The following is a 23,159-nucleotide window of genomic DNA, read 5'->3' on the forward strand; positions in this document are numbered from 1 at the left end:
ACAATGGCTTGGTAGTCCTGAGCGTTTTGATAAATAGTACTGAGCGCTTTAATGATTTAATAAAAAGTATAAAAGTTATATAGAATGAGCCGTTCAAGAAATAGCCTGATGATACTGCTGTAAGAGCTGCGCCACGATAGAAACTGCCACTGCCATCGGCTCTTTTCCGCCAATTTGCAATCCAATTGGCATAACCAGTTGATTTACTAATTGCTCACTGTAGCCACGCTGAATCAAACGATCTCTAAAACGCTTAGCCTTAGTTGCTGAGCTAATGCAGCCGATGTAAGGTGCTGAAATATCTGAGCACTTATCATGAGGTGAGCTAGTATCAGAAATAGTATCTAATGCCGCCCGTACTAACTCAAAATCAAAACTATGGTCATGAGTCATAACCAGAATAAAACGCTGACCACCCTGCTCGATAAATGGGCGCACAAAATCTACAGGCTCATCATCGATATGCGGACGGATATGCGCTGGTAAGCTATAAATTTTGGATTGATTAGTAGTAGATTCATCAACTAAATAACGCTCAAACATCTCTGGGCGACTGTCCACCCAATCTACCTGACAAGGTAGCTCAGCGAGTATGGTCATTAGCGCTGATGCCACATGCCCTGCACCAAACACTAGTACTGACATCGGCGGCGTTACATTGAAGCATTCGAACATAACGGTGACGCTACCACCGCAACACTGTGCCAACTTTGCACCCAATGGGTAATGCTTGGTATAGACAGCATCACGGCGCACTGCTTTAGAAGATACTGACGCGCTTTCACTGTCAGTTTCAGAAACTTTTGGTTTGACTTCTTTTGAGACAGTTGATGCTATTTCACCGTTCAGTAGTTGCCGTGCCGTGTTGATAACATCATGCTCTAGACCGCCGCCGCCCAGCGTATCCACGATATTGTCTTGCGTGATGATCATCTTCGCCTGTAGCGCTCGAGGAGCAGATCCATTTACGGCTACGACCGTCGCCAACACGTGAGCGATACCTCGCTGCTGATATCGCGCTAGACCTTCATACCAAACGACTGGCGGTGCTAACGACTCATTCACTGTGCGCAGGACCTCTTGCCCCTGCTACATTTGGATGCTCTATCGCATTAGGCTGGTCATCGGTTTGTTTGCCTTCGACTTCTTTTGGATCGATATCTTTAGCATGACGTACGTCTTGCGGCATGGCTTTTTCGTTGTAAAGGTCGCTATTTTCTTTAGCGCCTTTGACTAAACTATCAACCGTATCTGTGTCTGCTTCAGTTGTTAAATCCCACGACGTGCCTTGCATACGCATGACTGCTTTTAACACTGCTTCTGGCGTCGCAGGCATGGTCAGCTCTGGATTCTTCTTATACTCCCCGAGACTAGCCACTGCATTATTGAGAGCGCACCAGACACTGGCTGCCAACATAAACGGCGGCTCACCAACGGCTTTAGAGTTATAGATAGTTTGTTCTTCGTTTTTGCGGTCGTACAGTTTGACATTCCACTGCTTAGGCAAGTCATGCGCCGTTGGAATTTTATAGTTGGCAGGACTATCAGATGCGAGCTTTCCTTTATCATTCCAGATCAGCTCTTCTGCTGTGAGCCAACCCATGCCTTGCACGAAACCACCTTCAATCTGGCCAATATCAATGGCAGGGTTGATCGACTGCCCTGCATCATGCAGCACATCACAGCGCAGCACTTTGTACTCACCTGTCAACGTATCAATCTCAACCTCAGCGCAGGCAGCGCCTAATGCAAAGTAAAAGAACGGACGTCCCCATGCTTTAGAGCGATCATAAAATATCTTCGGCGTTTTATAGTAGCCAGTAGACGACAGACTAATACGGTTCTGATACGACAGTTGAATCATTTCAGAAAAAGTGAGCGTTTCTTTATCACCGATATAGACGTGGTTTTTTTCAAAACGTATGTCTTCTTGTGCTACGTCGAAATGCTCAGCAGCGAACTCAAGTATGCGCGCTTTGATACTCAAGCAAGCGTTCTGTGCTGCCTTGCCATTAATGTCTGTCCCTGATGACGCGGCAGTTGGTGAGGTATTAGGTACTTTGTCTGTACGTGTCGCTGATACTTTAACTGTATCCAGATCAACGTCAAATTCATTGGCAACAATTTGGGCAATTTTGATATATAGCCCTTGTCCCATCTCCGTACCACCATGATTGAGATGGATACTGCCATCTGTATAAATATGTACCAATGCACCTGCCTGATTGAGCGTTTGCACTGTAAATGAAATACCGAATTTTACTGGCGTTAAAGCAAGACCCAAACGTTTATCACTGCCTTCAGCGGCAGCTTTTTGGTTTGCTTCTAGAATTTGTTGACGGCGATTGTCATAATCACAATCGTCTGCCAACTTAGTCATGATGGCGGCCAAATCGAAATGCTCAATCGTCTGACCGTAATGGGTACTTTGACCATCTTGATATAAGTTTGCCAAACGCACTTGTAGCGGATCTTGCCCTAATGTATAGGCGATATGATCCATCATATATTCAGCAGTCATTAACCCTTGTGGCCCACCAAACCCTCGATAGGCTGTATTGGATACCGTATGCGTCTTGCAGCGATGACCCGCTACATGAGCCGCTGGATAATAATAGGAATTATCACAGTGGAACATCGCTCTATCGACGATGGCATCAGATAGATCTGGCGCGTAACCACATAAGCCAGCCAGTTGCATATCGACGCCCAATATACGACCAGACTCGTCTAAACCAACCTCATAACGGTTGGCAAACTCATGACGTTTACCGGTCACCACCATATCGTCTTGGCGATCTAACCGCATACTGACGGGGACATTGTGACGTTTGGCAACGATACCGCACAGACACGCCCACGCCGCCGCTTGTGTTTCTTTACCACCAAAGCCGCCACCCATACGGCGCACCACGGTATTGACCGCATGAAATGGCAGATCTGTTACTTCGGCGACTAGTTGCTGTACTTCGCTTGGATGCTGTGACGACGTGTATACTTCTAGCCCACCATCGTCACAAGGCACGACATAAGACACTTGGCCTTCGAGATAAAAGTGCTCTTGCCCGCGCATATGAATATGGCCTTCAATGCGAATCGGTGCGTTATCAAGCGCAGTCGCCGCGTCACCACGCTTCATAAAATGACTCGGACGCACAAACAACTCTTGCTCTAACGCTTTATCAATACTAAGTACTGCTGGCAATGGCTCATATTCTACCACTGCCTTGGTAGCCGCTTTTTTGGCAGCGCGATGACTACTCGCTACTACTACAAATAACGTCTGACCCACATACTCTGTGATGTCATCCACCATCAATGGCTCACCGTCGAACACCGCACCGATATCCGTCTGCGCAGGCAAATCTTTAAAACTTAAGACATCTACCACCCCATCCGCATCTCTAACAGCGCTCAAATCCATACTCAATACACGTGCGTGAGCGTGGCTGCTTTTACCTACTGCTAGATGTAGCGTGCCTTGCGGTTTTGCAATATCATCCACATAAGTTGCCGTCCCCATGACATGGCTGATCGCACTATCATGCTTAGCCGAGGTGCCAATTTTGTTTTTTGGCGGACGCACGCGGCGGATACTATAACTGTCAAATAAGGACGAATGATGGCTCATGGCAGATCTCTTCTATTAGGACGCTTTGATTAATGCTCTTTTGTTCTTGGCAAATATAACGATAAGGCGGTATTAGCAAACAACTCTGCTAGTTAAGCGGTCTCGGTCTGTCTACCTGCTACCAATTGCTTGCCACACTTTGCCAGTAGGCGCTGTACCACATGTGAGCGATATTCACGGCTGGCTCTAACATCAGTCATGGGCGTAACGTCTGCAGACAAGACTTGTGCTGCTTGCTCAAAACTCGCAACTTCAGCTGCTTGCCCAATGAGCGCTTGCTGACAGGTTGTGGCTAACAATGGTATGGCAGCCATGCCGCCAAGCCCAAGCCTTGCATTCTCTATCGTCATGCCATTTGCTGATACATCGATTCGCGCCGCTAGTAGACACGCTGAAATATCATCTTCGTAGCGTTTGCTAATTTTATGAATAAATAAGTGCTGATTGTCATGCATCAGAGGAATATGGATAGCAACTACGTAACTGCCTGCTTGCAGTTTGGTCTTTTTATAATCTAAGAAAAATTCTGATAAAGGTATGATCTCATCCGTATAAACCGAATCACTACTATCTAAATCGTTACCTGATTCTTCACGATTAGGCGCGCAATGACGCAGATGAATTGACGCATCTAACGCTAATAAAATCGGTGGTAAATCACCAATTGGAGAAGCATTGGCTATATTGCCGCCGATGGTGCCCATATTACGGATTTGCGGAGAAGCAATACGCTCAAATACTTGCGCAAAGCTTGGAAAATACTGCTCAAGCACAGGCAACATCTGCTGATAGCTCATGCCAGCACCCAGTATTAGTGTTTGGCTAGGAGCTTGCTCGTTATTCGAGTCTTCATGGCTTAAGTCAGACTTTGCGTCAAATAGTGACCATGATTTTAATGCCTCAACACCTGAAAGCTGGATAATCACCTCATGGTCGACTAAGTGCTGCGTCACGCTCAATCCTAAATCCGTACCACCTGCCCAAATCGTAGCCTGCGGATAGGCCGCTAATACTTGATTAAGTTCATCTAATGACTTAGGCATATACAACTGTCGCCCAGCATCATTAAGTGCAGGTGCAATCGTTTTCAGCTCTTCATTGTTCAACTTAGCTTTAGCTGGCACATGCTCAGATACTACTGACTCCTTTGTACTGCCCATCGCATCTGTCGCTAGACTGATCGTCAAGTCTTTCACCGCCGACTGCTCTGCTTCTCTCTGCTGACCGATATCGCTCATCAGTAGGCCCGCCTCGATAATCGGACGATAACCTGTACAGCGGCATAAGTTGCCAGATATTGATGCAACCACTTCATCGTAACTTAATTGCTTGGCATCGTTCTGACTTGCTGCTTCTGGACTTGTCTGCATACGATTGTTTTCGTAAACACAAGCCAGCGACATCACAAACCCAGGCGTGCAAAAACCGCACTGCGACCCGTGACATTCAACCATCGCTTGCTGCGCTGGATGCAGCAGAGCACGTTCTGGATGATGCTCAGGATTATCTGCCAAATAAGAAGCCGTCATCAGATGATGACCATCCATGAGCGACACTAGCGTAATGCAGGAGTTGATCGTATAGAACGGTGGCGTAGCATTTTTTTCGTCGCCATTTTCATCATTAAGCGCTGGCTGGCTAGCGTTAGGCAGGCGCTGAACCATCACAGTACAGGCACCGCAATCACCACTACCACAGCCTTCCTTCGTATCCGTCTGGCCTTCATGCAATCGTAGATACTCAAGCACCGTCGTATTAGGGTTAAGCTGGGTTAGCTCGTGGCGTTTCCCATTTAAGTAAAAACTAATCATAGCAAGACTCGGCTAAAATAAAATAATGAAGATAAGCATAAGGCTTAAGGAGTTTGTCGGCTTAAATACTGAAAGTAAGCACTTGGTTTACATCATGCTGCAACCGTTTAAGTACGGTCATTCTGTCTTATTTTCTAATACATTCTAAGAGATAAAAAATCAGGACAGCGCACTTTTTATATCAGGTAAATCGGTTGCAAATATCAGCAAGTATCAAACAATTTTGTTAGAAAACTCGTACTATAGGATACTTGACTATTTGGTCAGCTTTCAACATATTATCACTATTCTTATTTATAACACAACCCGTTAAAATGCCTATAGATACTATCAAACAGTTGGCGAATAATTGGTGAATAATTTAAATCTAAGTAAATACTTATACGTTTTGTAGATTTTATTCGTTACTCAGCCACTCAAAATCAGACACTGTTTTTATAAATATTTCTAATTTTATACATGACAAATCAAACGAAGCGTTAGATAAGCCATACTATAAACAGCGAGATAGCCTGCGTAAAAACAGTACCGAATACATATATCGCCTTTAAACTGCTATCAGCAGCTGATTTTTATATATAATGTCTGCAAATAAGCCTGACTCTTCACTGTTGTGACTTCTAATGATAAGTAATCGTGACATATCGTTGGGCTAAAATCGTTTTTGAGATATTACTATGAAGTCATTTGCCTTTACCTATTTGCTAATAGCAACGATGCTGTTAGGAGGTTGTCAATCATTTCAATTCGTTGACAGTCCTATCCCCGTGAAGCCTGCCCCTACTAAGCTTGTTGCTCAATAAAAGCCTAGCGCTTAATAGCACTTATCGTTCAATAAAAACTGGCACAAAAAAAGCAGACATCAATAATGTCTGCTTTTTTATTCGATTGCTCTGTCGGTTCTAGCTGCTTTTATAGCTTAGCATCAGCTGGTTGATGCTTAATAATCGTTTTGGCTAGATGATCACCAAACCAAATAGCAGTATCAATATCGCCCGAACCTGGTGTCTCTTCAGGTGGGCCATCAAGCGACTGAGTCATCAAACCCAAAAAGCTAGACAGACGGTTTAAGTCGTGAGCCTCATGACCTGTCGGCATCAATGGCAGACCAATCCAATTCATACCATGTTGCATCGCATATAGGGAAATCTGCTGCAATACAGCAAGTTTATCACCACTCAGGCCGCCCGAATTGGCAAACGCTGCTGCCCATTTACCCTCCCATTTGCGATGATACCAACGCTTGGATGTCTCATCCATAAAGGTTTTAAACTCAGCTGTCACGCTACCCATATACACTGCACTACCGAAAACCAGCAAATCTGCCTGATCTAAATAGTCCCAATCAACATCATAAACATCGACAGCCTTGGCTTGCGCTTCTGGCAATTGCTGATGCGCACCTTGTACTATCGCCTCAGCGACACGCTTGGTATGACCATAATTACTATGGAAGATAACAGCGATTGAGACATTAGGCGTGTTATCAGTAGGTGTAGAAGTGTTAGACGATTTAGCAGGTGTATTCATACGTACTCTAATAATAAATAATTGGTTGAATATAAAACTTACAAAATATTGGATACTTAGCCACAGTCGATAGCTAGTGACTTCACTTTCACTAATAAGTACTTATCGATAGCTCAAGCCCTTAAACTATCAGGCGATATAACAGAATCAAGAAATGCTTCTTTGAGTGAATTTAACTGGCAGAAATATCAATGGTGATGGAACAATCGCATAGTCTTTAATTACACTGTCTTTAACTGCACAGTCTTTAATTACATAGTCTCTATACGGCAGCATATACATACCAGTATATATGCGATGAACTTCATTGAATTCAAGCCCATTGTATCAGACGTATTTTCGTTTTTAAGTTATTTATTAAAGTCTGACTAATCAGATCACATATACTTTTAATATATTTTGTATAAATGGGTAAGTCGCGTTAACTGATAATATGAAACAAACAACTTCCTAATAACTGATAAACCTATAATTATCAGCTCCATAGATAACTATTAATATAAGCTCATATACATAGCAGTCCATTTATTCCATATAATCATATACTAATTCTATTTCTTCTAATCTCTCCGTATTTACATTAATGACAATAGGATTATGATGTAACGCTTCTTACTGCTTAACCAAATCAATCGAATTAACAGAAATACAGTTTCCAATTCTGCAAACCTGCGTAACTATACTCATATAAATTCTTATAAAAATGATATCTGATAACATCATCGGATAAGGAAGCTATTACCTTGACTACTCTTGTTCAACCTGTAAACGACACAAAAGATCCTATCATTAGAGATGATCTGGCCCTAAATGCACCACAAAAACCCTTAATTATGGGTGGTGGCATCGTAGGATTGATGGTGCTTGCGTATCTATTAGCCACTCAACATATCTCCCAATCATTGCTACTTGGGATAGGTCTTTTGTTAGGCTATACCCTTTTTCATGCCCGCTTTGGCTTTACCTCTGCTTTTAGACGTATGATGGCAGTGGGCAACGGTCAAGCGATGCGCTCTCACATGCTGATGTTGGCAGTTGCTGTCACGCTGTTTGCGCCAATACTTGCTTATGGCACGACGCTATTTGGCGGTCCTGTCGCAGGTTATGTCGCGCCGTTAGGGGTCAGTCTAGTCGTAGGCGCATTTGTATTTGGTATCGGCATGCAACTGGGTGGCGGCTGTGCCTCTGGTACGCTCTATGCGGTAGGCGGTGGACGCTCTGTTATGTTCATCACCTTTATTTTCTTCATAGTGGGCGCCACGATTGGGGCTTATCATTTGCCATTCTGGACAGAAGAGATGCCCGCTTACGCACCTTTCTCTTTGGCAACCTCTACAGGTCTTGGTTATACAGGGGCGTGGCTGGTGTCGCTTGCTATATTCGGCATTATCGCATGGGTAACATTAGTCGTTGAGAAAAAAAGAAACGCACCAAAGATGGCACCCGTACCTTCTGAGTCTGGCTGGAAACGAATCTTTCGTGGTTCTTGGCCGCTATTTGCTGCCGCAATCGTCTTAGCTTTACTTAACGGTCTGACATTACTTACACGTGGTCAACCGTGGGGCATTACGTCAGCATTCACATTGTGGGGCTCTAAAATTGCAAGCGGCTTTGGCATGGATGTGGCTAGCTGGGGCTACTGGCAAGGGGCTAATGCAGCGGCGCTTGAGGCTTCTATATTTGCAGATTCGACCACTGTATTAAATATCGGCATTATCATTGGCGCGTTTATCGCCTCTGCTGCGGGTGGTTTGTTTAAGTTTACTAAGATTACTGCCGGTAACTTTGCAGCATCAGTCATCGGCGGATTGATGATGGGGTACGGTGCACGTCTCGCGTTCGGTTGTAATATCGGCGCTTACTTTGGTGGTATCGCTTCTTTTAGCTTACATGGTTATATCTGGGGCATACTGGCAATGGCAGGTACGTTCTTGGCACTATATTTACGTCCTCTATTTGGCCTATCAGTACCAAAATCTAGCGACTCCGTTTGCTAATACAAATTTCGTGTTAATACAGACCTTGTGTTAATAAAAATGTAGCACTCAAACAAAAAAACAGCAGAATAATCTGCTGTTTTTTTATTGTTTATCACTTCGTTTCCACTACCCATTATTATATAGCCAAAGAAATCTAAAACAGCTACAAGGCAGCCGACCGTAGATTGTACATATAGTACATCTAGGGAGGGTAACACCGTAGCGGTTTAGTAGTTCGCTGACTATAAAGCTGCTAACGACGGACGATGACTAGTGCCATCCGACCTGTGGCAGGCTGCTGCATATGAGTCTGGCGGCGATACGAGTAATAGTGAGTATCAGCGTAACTACAATCAACAGGCAAGTCATTCACAACTGTAGCACCAGCAGCTTCTAATTGCATGGCAGCAAGCTTCGGTAAATCCAACTTTATCTTGTCGTCATAAAACGATATAGAAAATAACGACACAAAGTTATCGATATGCTTCTGTGACAACGTCTGATTCGTTATACACCCAGCCAATAGCTTATCGCGAACGTCTGTATTTACTTCATAGTTTCCCTGACTGATACAAACGCCTATCCAAGCTTGTATAGGGCCTGAATCAGTAAAGCGATTAACAGTCTCTTGTATCACACCACAGGCCAATCCTTGCCAGCCTGCATGAATCGCTGCGATTTTGCCACTGGTTGGCTGATATAAGACAATCGGTACACAGTCCGCCGTCATGATTGCCAGACCGCGACCACTTTGTTGACTGACCATCGCATCAGCAGATAGTGGCGCCATATTCAACGTAGTAGCATCGACATCATGAATATGTTTACCATGAACCTGACTGACCCAATGTAAGCGATTAATGGCCGCATGCTGCTCGTTCTGTGCAGACTTATCGATCAGCTGCTCATTGATAGCAGCCAATAGACTCATGCGGTTATCTAATACTTGCAGTGCATTATCATTGACATGCAGACCTAGATTCAGCTCGCCGTAATTTGACTGACCCTCAAACCCTGTACGCTGGTTTTTGGTAGCAGAATCATCCATATCACCATACGCAAAAGCAGCCGTCTGAAAAACAGCCACATCATCAATTTGCGCAATCATTGTCATCGGGAACGTGTTCGTCATGGCTGCTCGCTCTCACCTCTCATCTAGTAGACATTAGCGTTTACTCTTCATAATAACCATCGCTTAGTACGGCCATCAGTTTTTGCATATCTTCAGGTAGTGGCGTCGTCACCTCAATGTCCTCACCTGTCGTCGGATGCACGAATCCTAACGTATAGGCATGCAGTGCTTGGCGCGGGAAATTATTGATAGCTTGGCGCTGGGCTTCTGTCAATCCAGAGCGTAGCTGACGACGGCCACCATAGACACGGTCACCGACTAGTGGATAAGTAATGTGACTTAGATGCACACGAATTTGATGCGTACGTCCAGTCTCAAGTCCGACATCTAGTAGACAGTAATTTTCGTTCAATGGCGTGACATTTAGCAGATGCGTTACCGCTTCGCGACCAGCGGTCATCACCGTCATCTTAGTACGCTGATTGCGATGTCGGCCAATCGGTGCATCGATACGACGATGACGAGATAGGCTTGCTTGGTCCCCTGCTACCACACACTTATAGTGACGATAAACAGACTTGTCTTTTAGCTGCTCCATTAGTGCCATCTGAGCAGGTTTGGTTTTGCCAATCAATAGCAATCCAGAGGTGTCTTTATCAATACGATGCACGAGACCTGCACGCGGTAAATGATGCTGCTGAGGATAGTGATATAGCAATGCATTGACCAAAGTGCCGTTTTGATTACCTGCGCCAGGATGAACCACCATACCGACAGGTTTATTGATTACTAATACGTCATCATCTTCATAGACAACATCGATATCTATATTTTCTGGTTGGTCTTCGCCATGCTGCTGTAACGTCGTTGATAGATGCAATACGTCATCTGCTTTGACACGAACTTTTGGTTTTTGGACACTGCCGTTATAGAGTAGACTACCATCAGTAATCCAGTTCTGGAGTTGCACCCGCGAAAAGTCTGAAAACGCTTGTGAGGCGACCTTATCAATACGCAGACCAGCTTGATCTTCTGTGACTACATGCGTCATATCTACAATCACTGGTACAGCTTGACCCGCTACTGGGGCTTCATCGTCATCGCCGTCCATGTCGCTGTCATCAATATCATTATCATCAATATCGCTATCGTTCAGATCATTACCATCATCGATGAGCAACTCTTCATTATCAAGCGCATCATCATGCACTTGATCACTCATCATTGGTTGATTATCAGGTAACTTATTATTGTTCAAAACATCATTTGGCATTGGTGACTCTTGTGCTGATGAATCAGTATCTGGAGATTGATTCGGTGATAAATTGGTAGTCATGGCATCATTATTCATAGCGGATTGATACATTGATACGTGGCAAAGTTCCTGACAGTGTTTTGTGAGGCGACTTCGAAGATAGTATTATAAATAGCAGTATAAAAAATTGTCGTTTTTTGATTATAGTTTTTTGCCTATAAATGGCAGATAACCACCTTTAAGGTACAAAAAAGCAAAGACAATACTACTCTAGTGTATCATGTCGCACGCATAAGCCCTATAGAAGCTGCATGCTATCTGTTAATTTTTGAGCATACCTTTGGGCTGTAAGATGCCTCGCTTAACTCTCTAGAACATGACATTGCTGTAATTTACTGTATATTTACTCATGCTAGCGACATTCGATATCGCTCGTAACAGCCGCTCATGTTAAACTGCCTATACAATATAGATGGCGAAAAAATAGACGTAGCAAATGTTATTCTATAAAGTATAGCCATGTTTTGCTGTATGCTATGGCACTGTATGCGAATGCCGTATTTAGATACAGTATGAAAATAGCACTGGGTTTCGTTGACCGTGATTGCCATTTAAACCGTTTGATTATGGCTAAATGCATGTGGTCTATGACTGGCTTACTATACAAGCGCTATGCATCAAACCCAATCTATCAGTACAATACGTCATAACAAAAACTGCATTCGATAAAAAATTTTTGCTGGTGGACCGCTGACTATTTAGCGTCGTTTTTTATCACTAACCTTTTATATAGCATGATAGCGCCGCTGCTATTATGCGTCTTGTGTCGGAGAAGAAGTATGCAAGCTGTTGGCAATACGTTTATCAAACTGTCCTCAATAACCCTACTGGCGCTTAGCGTCAATCTAGTGGGTTGCCAGACTTTCAAAAATATAACTGGCGCCAAAGATGGTGAGGCAGTAGAAACAGCTGAAAAATCAGAGCAAGGGTATTATAACGAGGCCGTCAATCAGATTGACAAAGGTCACTATATCCAAGGCATCGAAGAGCTGACCAATCTGCGCACATTTTATCCAACCGGACAGTACGCTGAGCAAGCCTTGCTTGACATGATGTATGCACAATACGAAGGCGACAAGTATGAAATGGCGGCAGCAAGTGCTGAGCAGTTTATCCGTCTGTATCCGTCTAACCCACAAGTCAGCTACGCCTACTATGTGCGCGGTGTTGCTAATATGGAAGGCTCATCTGAAAGCCTAAAGCTATTTAAACTAAACCAAGCTGAGCGTGATACTGCGTATTTGCGTATTGCCTTTGCCAACTTCCAAGAGCTTATCAATAAATATCCAAACAGCCCATATGCACCAGATGCCGCTCAACGTATGACGTTCATCTACAATCAGTTTGCTGAGAGCGAAATGAGCGCAGCCAACTGGTATATCGAGCGTGAAGCTTATGTAGCAGCGGTCAACCGTGCCAAATGGGTATTCCAGTACTACCCGCTGAGTGAGTCAACCCTAGATGCTCTTGCGGTACTAGCTTATAGCCATGAAAAACTTGGTCTAACCGATTTGGCTAATGAATACAAAACGCTGTTGCAGATCAACTACCCAGAAATGCTAACCAGCAATGGTAGTGTGAAATTGAGCACCAAACGTGATCGTACTTGGCTCAATAAAATTACCTTTGGCAAGCTTGGTCGTTCGAACACAACTGACAAATCAGTCGCATCTGGTGAGTATAACGGCGCAACCAAGACACAAATAATTCGTAACGCAGCCCAGTTGAGACTAGCAGGAACAAACACGACGCCTGTTAATACTCCAGTCGCCAATAATGCTGCTGCACGTAATGGTATTAGCGTAGGCTTAGGTCTGCCTGAGGCATCAGCTGAGCGCGTGACCAGCCAATCAAGTACTGGCTCGACTGCAAGAGAAGCCAACGTCGATCCTCTAAATACCAATCCAACACGCCGCACTACGTTAAATGACGACAGTGTGAGTGATATGGATAATAATTGATTACGTGAAGTCTCTTCTTAGCTTAGCCTAACTAACACAGTCTGTATTCATTGATAATAAGGCCAACATTATGTTGGCCTTATTTTTCTAGCAGTACCTTATTACCTCTGCCCCAACATAATCGACCTATGGTAAACTGTTTTTTGTATGAGCATTCCTAACCATATTCTTGAACAACTAAATAGCCAAGCTGACCTGATCAGCATCATTGGCAAACACACCACGCTTAAACGCGCTGGTAGTGAATATAAAGGCTGCTGCCCTTTTCATGGTGAAAAATCGCCTTCTTTTTATGTCAATCCACAAAAAAACATCTATCACTGCTTTGGCTGTAGCGTCGGTGGCAATGCCATCAGTTTTTTGCGTGATTATGAAAATTTGACGTTTATTGAAGCGGTCAATGAACTATCAAAGCAAACAGGCATCGAAGTACCGAAAGAAGAGCAGCAAAACGTTAGTTATCAACGTCACGCACCCAAACCTATTGCGCCGCCTGTGCACAATGTGCCTAGCCCAACTGTAGAACATAACAAAGTAAGCCAAGACGGTGCAAATCAAGACAACCATCAAAATAATCGTCAAGACAGTCATCAAAACAATGTCGCCCAAAGTGACCAAAACTGCATCGACCAGCCCATTTATGATGACAATCAAGGCTACGAGGATTTTCCACCGTTAGAGGCGTATGATTCAGCGTCCTATTCGATGGACTCATATTCCTCAGAGCCGTATTCACCAAACCATGCAAATGACAGTGGCTATCCGCCAGCATGGCTAACAGATACCGATACTAGCGCTGGTATGCAGGACGCTCATGGTATTGACCAAAACGATGATAAAGATGGCAATCTATATGAGCTGCTAGAGCAAATCCAACAGTTTTATCAGCACAATTTGACCACGCATCCCCATGCCAAGCACTACTTTTTATCACGCGGTATCACCGAAGACATCTTTGAGACCTTTGGTCTTGGCTATGCGCCATTTGGTTGGCAGCATCTTGAGCATCAATTTCCGCAGGATATTGAGGGTCTAAAAGCCTTAGGATTGGTACGTCAATCAGAGTCTGGCCGCGACTACGATCTATTGCGCGACCGAGTCATCTTCCCAATTCGTGATAATCAAGGCCGCACCATTGGCTTTGGTGGCCGGGCGCTCGATGACGAAGTAAAGCCTAAATATATCAACTCCTCAGACTCGCCCGTCTTTCATAAGCAGCATGTACTATACGGCTATTATGAATCACGTCAGCAGCGCGCAGACAGCTGGCTGGTGGTCGAAGGCTATATGGATGTGATCGCCCTTTATCAAGCGGGTATCTATGGGGCAATCGCCTCGATGGGTACAGCGATTAATGAAAGCCAAATATCGCGTCTACTGACACTCAATCCAACGCTTACTTTGAGCTTTGATGGGGATAGTGCAGGACAAAAAGCCGCTTGGCGTACACTTGAAGTTGCGCTGCCTGTACTAGCCGATGACAAAGAGCTGCGGTTTTTAACCCTGCCGAACAATCATGATCCTGATACTTTTATTAAGAGTCAGGGCAGCGATGCCATGCGTGAGCAAATCGCTAATGCCATGCCACTATCACAGTATATTTTTGCGTATTTGAGTGAGCGTTATGACATGAGTCTGGCTGAAGGCAAAGCCAAGCTCATGTCCCAAGTACGCTCGTTGACGACCGCCTTACCCAAAGGCAGTAGCTTTCGCTATTTGCTCAACAATGACGTTTATCAAAAGCTTGGCGGTAAACGCAGTCAGAATGTCGAGGCCAAAGATGCGCTGCTAGATTTTGATGGTGATATGACCATCAGTCAGCAATTGCAGCTGTGCTTTTTGTTTCAGCCACGCGCGTTAATCGATGACCCTATTGAGTCGATTTGGCAACAGTCAGGGATTAATGGCTTACACCTACCTGCTCATATCAAACAAAAAGCATCGCCTGATACGCTACGTCCGCTTGCGTGGGAAGACTTGCAAGATGCTGCTCTGCTAGATATCGTAAGCACCATCAAGCGCTGTCTTAACTACCTACCAAAAGATGTCAATGCAGCGGCGCATTTTATCTTATCAAACGTAAAACCTGCGACCCAAGACATGCTTAGCCGTAATTGGGGCGGCTTCTATAAAGCGCTAACCGCACGCAATATTTTGGGGCTTGATGGCCTAATCGAAGAACTAGTCAGTCAGCTACTTGAGCGTAACATGAAGAAAAAAATACAAGAGCTGATACAGAACCCAGATCATATTAAGCTTGCGATCGTCCGTAAACAAACCCAATTATTAAATGATTGGCTACGCGCACAGCAGGCAGAGCAATCTGCCCAGATGGTCACTGTGCAGTCTTAATGTTTAATTTCAAATGTTGACCCTTTAAAAGTCTAGCAGCTGCCCCCACTACTAATGATTATGCCCAGTAGCATGAGTCGCTCCTAAATCATTTAGCTGATGGCAGATAATCAGTAAAAAATGGTTGGTAGCTATCACTAGCTCGTGCTTGACCACTGTGGTCTGTGTTAAACTGTGTCGCTGTATATTGACAGCACTGCTTGGTGAATGATTGTGAGCATGCATCGTTAAGCACAAACTTTAGGTATTATTTTTACGTATCCGCTTTTAGATACTATTTTTGAGTATTAAATTTTAAGTACTATATTTTTTTAGGTACTGTATTGAAGTCTTTTTAGCTTTTCTAATTTTTAGCTGTTTTTCAGCATTGTTATTGTAGTGTTTTGAGCCTTTATTCATATCAACTCATTTTTGATATTATTGACAACCTCTACGCCATATTTTGATCAATCGATTGATAAGATCAACGCAAAGAGCGAGCGATAGCGAGTCACAATATAAAAATGTCCGATGCAAGTAAGCGAGTATTTATGAACGATAAGTCAGTTTCTAAGTCCACATCTCAACTGGCCACCTTAATCCAAATGGGCAAAGAGCAAGGGTATCTTACCTACGCTGAGGTGAATGACCAGCTGCCCGACTCTATTACCGAAAGCGATCAGATCGAAGACATTGTGCAAATGCTGACCGATGTCGGTATCAAAATCTTTGAATCAGCTCCTGATGCCGATGACATCTTGATGAACGATGATTCAAGCGATGATGATATGGCAGCAGATGAGGCAGCGGCAGTACTCGCCTCTGTTGAAACTGAGCCTGGTCGTACCACTGACCCTGTACGTATGTATATGCGTGAAATGGGTACGGTTGACCTATTAACTCGCGAAGGCGAGATTGCCATTGCGAAGCGTATCGAAGAAGGTATTCGTGATGTGCAGCATGCTATGTCTTACTGGCCTGGTACCGTACAATTTGTCCTTGACGAGTATCAAAAAGTACAAGATGGCGAAAAAAAGCTATCTGACGTCATCACTGGTTTCTTAGACCCTGAAACCGAAGAAGACAAAATCGCAGCCCAAGAAGCAAAAGAAGCGGCGAAAGAAGAACGTGAGCGCATCAAAGAAGAAAAAGAAAACCCACCAGTTATCAAAGCTAAAGTCAATGCGAAAGCAGCTGCGCTTGATGATGACGACGAAGACGAAGATGACGTTGAAGACGAAGCTGAAGAAGAAACCAGCGGTCTTGATCCAGAAGAAGTTCGTTTGCGTCTAGAAGAGATCGAGCATCTATTTATCAAAGCCAAGCAAGCATTGCTTGATTATGGCCGTGGTAGCGTACAAGCTGATACAGCGTATGCTTTACTTGCTGAACGCTTTATGATGTTAAAGCTAAACAACCGCTTGTCAGATCAGGTCATGGCCATCATGCATGACGTCTATGACGACGTGCGTAAGCAAGAACGTCAGATTATGCGTCTGGTGATTCGCCGTGGTCGTATGCCGCGTGAAGAGTTCCGTAAGACCTTCCCTAGCAATGAAACCAATGTTGATTGGTTGATTGAACGTATCAAAGGTAAGCCTGCATTTGCTGGTACGCTAGAAAAAGTTACTGATGACGTCATTTTACTTCAACGTCGTATCCGTGATTACGAGCAACAGCTCGACATGAAAATCCACGACATGAAAGATGTGGCACGTCGTATGGCGGTTGGTGAAGCAAAAGCTCGCCGCGCGAAAAAAGAAATGGTTGAAGCTAACCTACGTCTAGTTATCTCTATCGCCAAAAAATATACTAACCGTGGTCTACAGTTTTTGGATCTTATCCAAGAAGGTAACATCGGTCTGATGAAAGCCGTTGATAAGTTTGAATATCGCCGTGGTTATAAGTTCTCGACGTACGCCACATGGTGGATTCGTCAGGCGATTACCCGCTCTATCGCTGACCAAGCACGCACCATCCGTATCCCTGTGCATATGATTGAGACGATCAACAAGATAAACCGCGTTTCACGTCAATTGCTACAGGAAATGGGTCGCGAGCCAACACCTGAGGAATTAGGCGAACGCTTAGAGATGGACGAAGTTAAAGTCCGTAAAGTGCTGAAGATTGCTAAAGAACCGATTTCTATGGAAACCCCTATCGGTGATGATGAAGATTCGCACCTAGGTGATTTCATCGAAGATGGTACGATCTCAAGCCCTGTCGATGATGCAACAGCTGCTGGTCTGCAAGAAGCGACGCGTGATGTATTGGGTAACCTGACTGAGCGTGAAGCGCGTGTCCTAAAAATGCGTTTCGGTATCGATATGCCAACGGATCATACTTTGGAAGAAGTCGGTAAACAGTTCGATGTAACGCGTGAGCGTATTCGTCAGATTGAGGCAAAAGCATTGCGTAAATTGCGTCATCCATCACGTTCTGAGCACTTGCGCTCTTTCCTTGAAAATGACTAAATTTTCAGAGAAATACTGAGCCTAGCTAATAGGTTTCAGATAGCTGTTAAAAATAAAAAAGCTGAGTATATCTCAGCTTTTTTTGTGCCTGCTTTTTAGTTCTAGAATTTATTAATCACTGTGTTTATTAATTACAATTTTTTTAATTGCAAAGCTGTTTAATTATAAATCTTCTTAATTACAAAACCTCCTAGTCATAAAACCATTCAATCTAAGAGCTCCTCGTTCAATATATCCCTATTTTCTTGACCCTCTACTGTCTTATCTTATTCAAAATTATCCAAGTTTAGATAGACACACTCCTTCAAAAACCATTTTATAGTTGACACTGTCAACCTTATTCTATATAGTTGCTTCTATCAACTATATCAAAGAGTTTTTATGTCTAACAATTCATTGAGCGAAACACTACATCAATTGATGCATACCTATACCAATCTACTGCTAGAAGGCATTCGTCAGCAAGGTGTCGAGTTGTCCGTGACCAATATCAGAACCTTAAAAGGTGTCTGTTATAACCCAAATAGCACTGCGCTATCTATCTCTAAACACATGCAGCGAGACAAAGCGCAGATTACCCGTGCCTTAAATGACCTATTGGCGGCTGAGCTAATCTTAAAGACAGACAACCCGCTTGATGGTCGTAGCCAATTACTACAGCTGACCTCTAAAGGCGAAGAAGTTATGACAAAGCTTGATGCAGCGGAAGAATGGACAAGACAGCAATTAACGAAAGATTTAAGCCTCGTAGAGCTTGCGTTATTTTTCCGTGTCAGTCGCACCATGATAGACAACGTTAGCAGCAGCAAGACTACCGATAAATAAGTAAGGACAGATCCATATGAATAACACAATAAATCAAAAACCAGTACGCGAGATCATGACCTTGGCTCACAAGCAAATGATTACTCCGCACTACATCCGTATATACCTCACAGGGCAAGCAGATACTATTGCCAATATTGCGACCATGACAGTTGGCGCAAACAATAAAGTACTTATCCCTGTCGATAAAGCTCAGCCAATTGACCTAAATGACAATACTACATTCGTTGTCCGCACTTATACTCACCGCGGCGCTGATGTGGCAAAACAACAGATCTGGATTGATTTTGTCGCTCATGGTGACGAGGCGCCTGCTTCAGGCTGGGCCACTCATGCTGAGGTTGGCGACGAGATTGGTATCTTAATGAAGCCTAAAACCAAAGCGCTTTGTCCCGATGCAGATAATTTTCTACTGATTGGCGATGCCACAGCGATACCAGTGCTCGGCTCGATATTAGAAAGCTTGCCCGCCAGTGCGACTGGTCAATGCATCATCGAAGTGCACGGTGCAGAAGATGAGCAAGAATTGCCGACAGCAGCCAACATCAACATGACATGGTTACACAACCCAGATCCAACCCAAGGCAGCCAATTAATCGACACAGTAAAATCTCTCGATTTGCCAACTGCAGAGCAGAGCCGTTTTGCTTATATTGCTAGCGAATTCTCATCTGTCAAAGCCCTTCGTCATTATCTAAAGGTCGAGCAACAGTGGTCTAAAGACGAACTATATGCTTTTTCTTACTGGAAAGCAGGTGTTGCAGAAGACCAATCTGTAAGCGATCGACAGGCAGAAAAAAACACCGACTAATTAAACGCTCTTTATGATGATAGGAAAATAACTATGGCTCCAAATACTATGCCGGCAAATACTAAGACCCTGCTCATTGATGGCTCTAAAAGTGGTGGCGCTAAGAATGATGGCACTAAAAAAACACCGTTGCTCTACAAAGTGTTGTTAATACTTGCCTTAATGACTGTCATAGGTGGTCTCTTAACAGGTGTGATGACCTATATGAATGTCGGATATTCCGATACATTTTTTATAGACTGGTCTAGAGCGCTACTGGCAGCGTATGCGATCATGCCGATTGGCTTCTTACTGATGGGTCTGGTCACAAAATTTATTAATCACAAGTTACCTAATACCAAAGAGTACAAGCGTAATCTCATCACAGGTATATTGATGGCTTGTATCATGGAGTCTATGCTGGCCTTTAGCACCGCCTCGAAGACGATTGGTTTTGCCAATCAAACAGCATTTTTGAATGGCTGGTTAGAAGGGTTTCTAGTTGCATTACCAGTAGGATTGACGTTAATGGTCATCATTTCTATGACTATCAAACCAAAAATTGAAGCATTTCTAAAAAGCTAAAATATCACGACGATGTTTATTAGATTTTTTGGCACTCTGACGCGACGCTAACCAGATTAATAAAAAAGCTTAATAAAATTGAAGAACATAAAGCATCAAGGGCGTGTTGAATATTCAACACGCCCTTGTCATGTCAGAAGCTTTCTAATACTATTTTACTACTGGTTCGGCAAAGAAATAACGTGTATTTAATAAGTCAGTCGTAACAACGTTTGGTGTTAACTTCGATTTGAAACAGTCTTTTTTACCCGTCATATATTGTTACTATTCGACAATATTCCGATGACTAGACAGTACAACTGTCATAATTAATCTAGTTTTGGCTGTATACTCTACTGTTATAGCAACGTATAGTCAGAAGATAAACGCTAGTTATAAGCAGGATGCTACTAGTAGCCGTTTATTTGTATATGGTTGACACATTAGCGGTAGATAGACTCTACTCATCTATGGTGTTTATACTCATAATGAGTAAGCTAAAAATCTAATGTTCCACTCTGACAGTTGTTGATTATTAACTAGGTATCGATATCACACATTTTATGAATACAGAAAACATAATATCTGCACTTAACAACCCCATGCGTCGTCAAATCATAAAGTGGTTGAAGGACAGGTCGAACTTTCCAGCGTCATTACCAGAGCATGCTAATCTGGATGGGGTATGCGTCAGCTACATCCAAGAAAAAGCTGGATTGTCGCAATCAACCATTTCAAACTATATGGGTGTGTTAAAAAAAGCAGGATTGGTTACGTCCGAACGCCATGGACAATGGACGTTTTATCAGCGTCATGAAGCTAACATCGAAGCATTTCTCAATGAAGTTGAAAAAGAGCTGTTGAAACTTTAAAAAATTCTCATAATCTTTAGAGTTATTTTCCTTTGTTACAAAACATCTAGATATTTCAATATAACGATTAACTATCTCAATATCACACCATTTTCTAAATTATCATCCTCTTCTCTTCTAGCTATCCCTTCTCTTCTGCCATCCTATTAGCTTGTAAAATACTTATCCATAATAGAATATAGTCTTCTAATCAGTTTTTAATTTGCATAAAAAAAGCCAAGGTACACTCAGCTTTTTTGTATTTATCAATATGACACTACTAATCCATAGCTAACTAATGCGCGCCTAAGCTTTGCTCAGCATCTGGCTTATCATGCACACCGAAATTGTCTATCATCGCTTGGCTCGCCTCGTTCAAACCTATGAGCTCTACTTCAGTGCCTTCGCGGCGAAATTTAATAATCACTTTATCTATGGCAGCGACTGCTGTCACGTCCCAAAAATGCGCGCGCGACACGTCAATGACCACGTTAGAGACAGATTCTTTAATATCAAAGGAGTCAATCATACGCTCTGCTGATGAGAAAAATACTTGGCCATCAACTTGATAATAACGCGTTTGCACTGCTTCATCCATGTGACTATGCACACTCATATAGCGCTCAATCTTATTGGCAAAGAACAATGCTGATAGCAGCACACCAATCAATACGCCATAAGCCAAGTTATGCGTCGCGACCACCACAGCAACGGTCGTAATCATAACCACATTACTTTGCAGCGGCTTGGTTTTTAGCTCTTTAAATGAACCCCAGTTAAAAGTACCGATAGACACCATAATCATCACAGCGACCAATGCGGCCATTGGAATAATCTTTAGCCAATCGCTTAAGAACACAACCATCAATAATAAAAACACGCCTGCTACTAAGGTAGAAAGACGTGTATAACCGCCTGACTTGACGTTGATGATCGACTGCCCAATCATCGCACAGCCTGCCATCCCGCCAAAAAAGCTACTAACCACATTGGCAATACCTTGGCCTTTGCATTCTTGCGTACGGTCGCCTTTGGTATCAGTCAAATCATCTACGATTGTCATGGTCATCATAGACTCAAGTAAGCCCACTATCGCCAAACTGATAGAATACGGAAAAATAATAATCAACGTATCTAAGTTCAACGGGATATCAGGTATCAAAAACATCGGCAGGGTATCAGGTAGCTGCCCCATATCATTGATGGTTCGAGCCTCTGCACCCAATAAAATCGCTATAGCCGTGACCAGTACAATACTGACCAATGGCGATGGAATCACTTTACCAATCTTTGGAATATATGGATAGCCATAGATAACGACGAGACCTAGCGCTACAAGACCGTAAACATGTACTAGGTTTGAACCTGCCTGCGGCATCAGCTCAGGAACCTGCGACATAAAAATCAAAATAGCCAAGGCATTGATAAAGCCGAGCACTACGGATTGCGATACATATTTCATCAGATTCCCCAGCTTTAAGAAGCCAAAAATAATCTGTATAACACCTGTCAGCACACTGGCTGCTAACAAATACTGCAATCCATAATCCTTGACCAGCGTCACCATTAGTAGCGCCATCGCACCTGTCGCCGCCGAAATCATCGCTGGACGACCGCCGACAAACGAAATCACTACCGCGATACAAAACGAGGCATAAAGCCCTACTTGGGGATCGACACCGGCAATGATAGAAAACGCAATCGCTTCAGGGATAAGCGCCAAAGCGACGACCATGCCAGCCAAGACATCGCCGCGCGCATTGGATAACCAATGCTCTTTAATTGTATTCAACATATTTAACTCAGTTTTGGGGAACTGCTATAGTCTGTCAATAAACGAGGTATCTGATAGTTATTTGGAAAGTATCCAATGGTTACTTAGGAAATATCTAAAAAGTAGTTAAAAACCCGCTCACATCAAAAGTCTGACACATCTCTATCTAGGTACCTTGCCCATTACCTGTCAGGTAATAAATATAAGGATGTGAACGATCATAGTTAGCGAGTTATCGTCATAACATACTT

The 23,159-nt window shown here is 43.4% G+C and carries 15 protein-coding genes; 8 read left to right on the forward strand and 7 right to left on the reverse strand.

All coding sequences use genetic code 11. The features are described 5' to 3' along the window. Positions 1–93: 93 nt before the first annotated feature. The 4 genes from ACQKC9_RS03905 to ACQKC9_RS03920 form a co-directional block, all read right to left on the reverse strand. A complete protein-coding gene (locus ACQKC9_RS03905) occupies positions 94–1,065 on the reverse strand; it encodes an XdhC family protein (protein WP_427620573.1) in 972 nt (323 codons plus the stop codon). Continuing rightward, positions 1,058–3,631, reverse strand: a complete 2,574-nt coding sequence (gene xdhB, locus ACQKC9_RS03910) for a xanthine dehydrogenase molybdopterin binding subunit (protein WP_427620574.1) — start codon at positions 3,629–3,631, stop codon at positions 1,058–1,060. Before xdhB ends, ACQKC9_RS03905 begins: the two co-directional genes overlap by 8 nt. Before the next feature lie 92 nt (positions 3,632–3,723). After that, entirely contained in the window at positions 3,724–5,442 is a 1,719-nt protein-coding gene (locus tag ACQKC9_RS03915) for a xanthine dehydrogenase small subunit (RefSeq protein ID WP_427620575.1), read from the reverse strand. 912 nt (positions 5,443–6,354) lie between these two features. Next, the gene (locus tag ACQKC9_RS03920; protein ID WP_427620576.1) at positions 6,355–6,972 is read right to left on the reverse strand and encodes a flavodoxin family protein; all 618 of its coding nucleotides are present in this window, start codon (positions 6,970–6,972) and stop codon (positions 6,355–6,357) included. Positions 6,973–7,715: 743 nt separating this feature from the next. Here ACQKC9_RS03920 and ACQKC9_RS03925 point away from each other — a divergent pair. Continuing rightward, positions 7,716–8,969 carry a YeeE/YedE family protein gene (locus tag ACQKC9_RS03925; RefSeq protein WP_379544150.1) on the forward strand — a complete coding sequence of 418 codons (1,254 nt, stop codon included), beginning with the start codon at positions 7,716–7,718 and terminating at the stop codon, positions 8,967–8,969. A 235-nt stretch (positions 8,970–9,204) separates the two neighbouring features. Here the strand turns inward: ACQKC9_RS03925 and ACQKC9_RS03930 are convergent, their stop codons facing one another. After that, a complete protein-coding gene (locus ACQKC9_RS03930) occupies positions 9,205–10,083 on the reverse strand; it encodes a polyphenol oxidase family protein (protein WP_427620577.1) in 879 nt (292 codons plus the stop codon). A 40-nt stretch (positions 10,084–10,123) separates the two neighbouring features. After that, on the reverse strand, positions 10,124–11,359 hold the full coding sequence (locus ACQKC9_RS03935; protein ID WP_427620578.1) for an RluA family pseudouridine synthase: 1,236 nt from the start codon (positions 11,357–11,359) through the stop codon (positions 10,124–10,126). Positions 11,360–12,117: 758 nt separating this feature from the next. Here ACQKC9_RS03935 and ACQKC9_RS03940 point away from each other — a divergent pair. The 7 genes from ACQKC9_RS03940 to ACQKC9_RS03970 all read left to right on the forward strand — a co-directional run bounded on the left by ACQKC9_RS03940 (position 12,118) and on the right by ACQKC9_RS03970 (position 21,155). Then, positions 12,118–13,299, forward strand: a complete 1,182-nt coding sequence (locus ACQKC9_RS03940) for an outer membrane protein assembly factor BamD (RefSeq protein WP_427620579.1) — start codon at positions 12,118–12,120, stop codon at positions 13,297–13,299. A gap of 147 nt (positions 13,300–13,446) precedes the next feature. Beyond that, entirely contained in the window at positions 13,447–15,651 is a 2,205-nt protein-coding gene (locus ACQKC9_RS03945) for a DNA primase (RefSeq protein WP_427620580.1), read from the forward strand. 530 nt (positions 15,652–16,181) lie between these two features. Beyond that, positions 16,182–18,104 (forward strand): RNA polymerase sigma factor RpoD, encoded by a 1,923-nt coding sequence (gene rpoD, locus ACQKC9_RS03950; protein ID WP_191115137.1) that lies wholly within the window; start codon positions 16,182–16,184, stop codon positions 18,102–18,104. Between the two features lie 381 nt (positions 18,105–18,485). Further along, entirely contained in the window at positions 18,486–18,929 is a 444-nt protein-coding gene (locus ACQKC9_RS03955) for a MarR family winged helix-turn-helix transcriptional regulator (protein WP_427620581.1), read from the forward strand. A 16-nt stretch (positions 18,930–18,945) separates the two neighbouring features. Then, the gene (locus ACQKC9_RS03960; protein ID WP_427620582.1) at positions 18,946–19,740 is read left to right on the forward strand and encodes a siderophore-interacting protein; all 795 of its coding nucleotides are present in this window, start codon (positions 18,946–18,948) and stop codon (positions 19,738–19,740) included. Positions 19,741–19,773: 33 nt separating this feature from the next. Then, positions 19,774–20,304, forward strand: coding sequence for a DUF2798 domain-containing protein (locus ACQKC9_RS03965; RefSeq protein ID WP_427620583.1), 531 nt, complete (start codon positions 19,774–19,776; stop codon positions 20,302–20,304). Positions 20,305–20,846: 542 nt separating this feature from the next. Further along, a complete protein-coding gene (locus ACQKC9_RS03970; RefSeq protein WP_101204781.1) occupies positions 20,847–21,155 on the forward strand; it encodes an ArsR/SmtB family transcription factor in 309 nt (102 codons plus the stop codon). 274 nt (positions 21,156–21,429) lie between these two features. Here the strand turns inward: ACQKC9_RS03970 and ACQKC9_RS03975 are convergent, their stop codons facing one another. Continuing rightward, entirely contained in the window at positions 21,430–22,929 is a 1,500-nt protein-coding gene (locus tag ACQKC9_RS03975; RefSeq protein WP_427620584.1) for a SulP family inorganic anion transporter, read from the reverse strand. Between the last annotated feature and the right edge of the window lie 230 nt (positions 22,930–23,159).

The sequence above is a fragment of the Psychrobacter sp. NPDC078409 genome, assembly GCF_050268505.1.
GTDB lineage: Bacteria > Pseudomonadota > Gammaproteobacteria > Pseudomonadales > Moraxellaceae > Psychrobacter.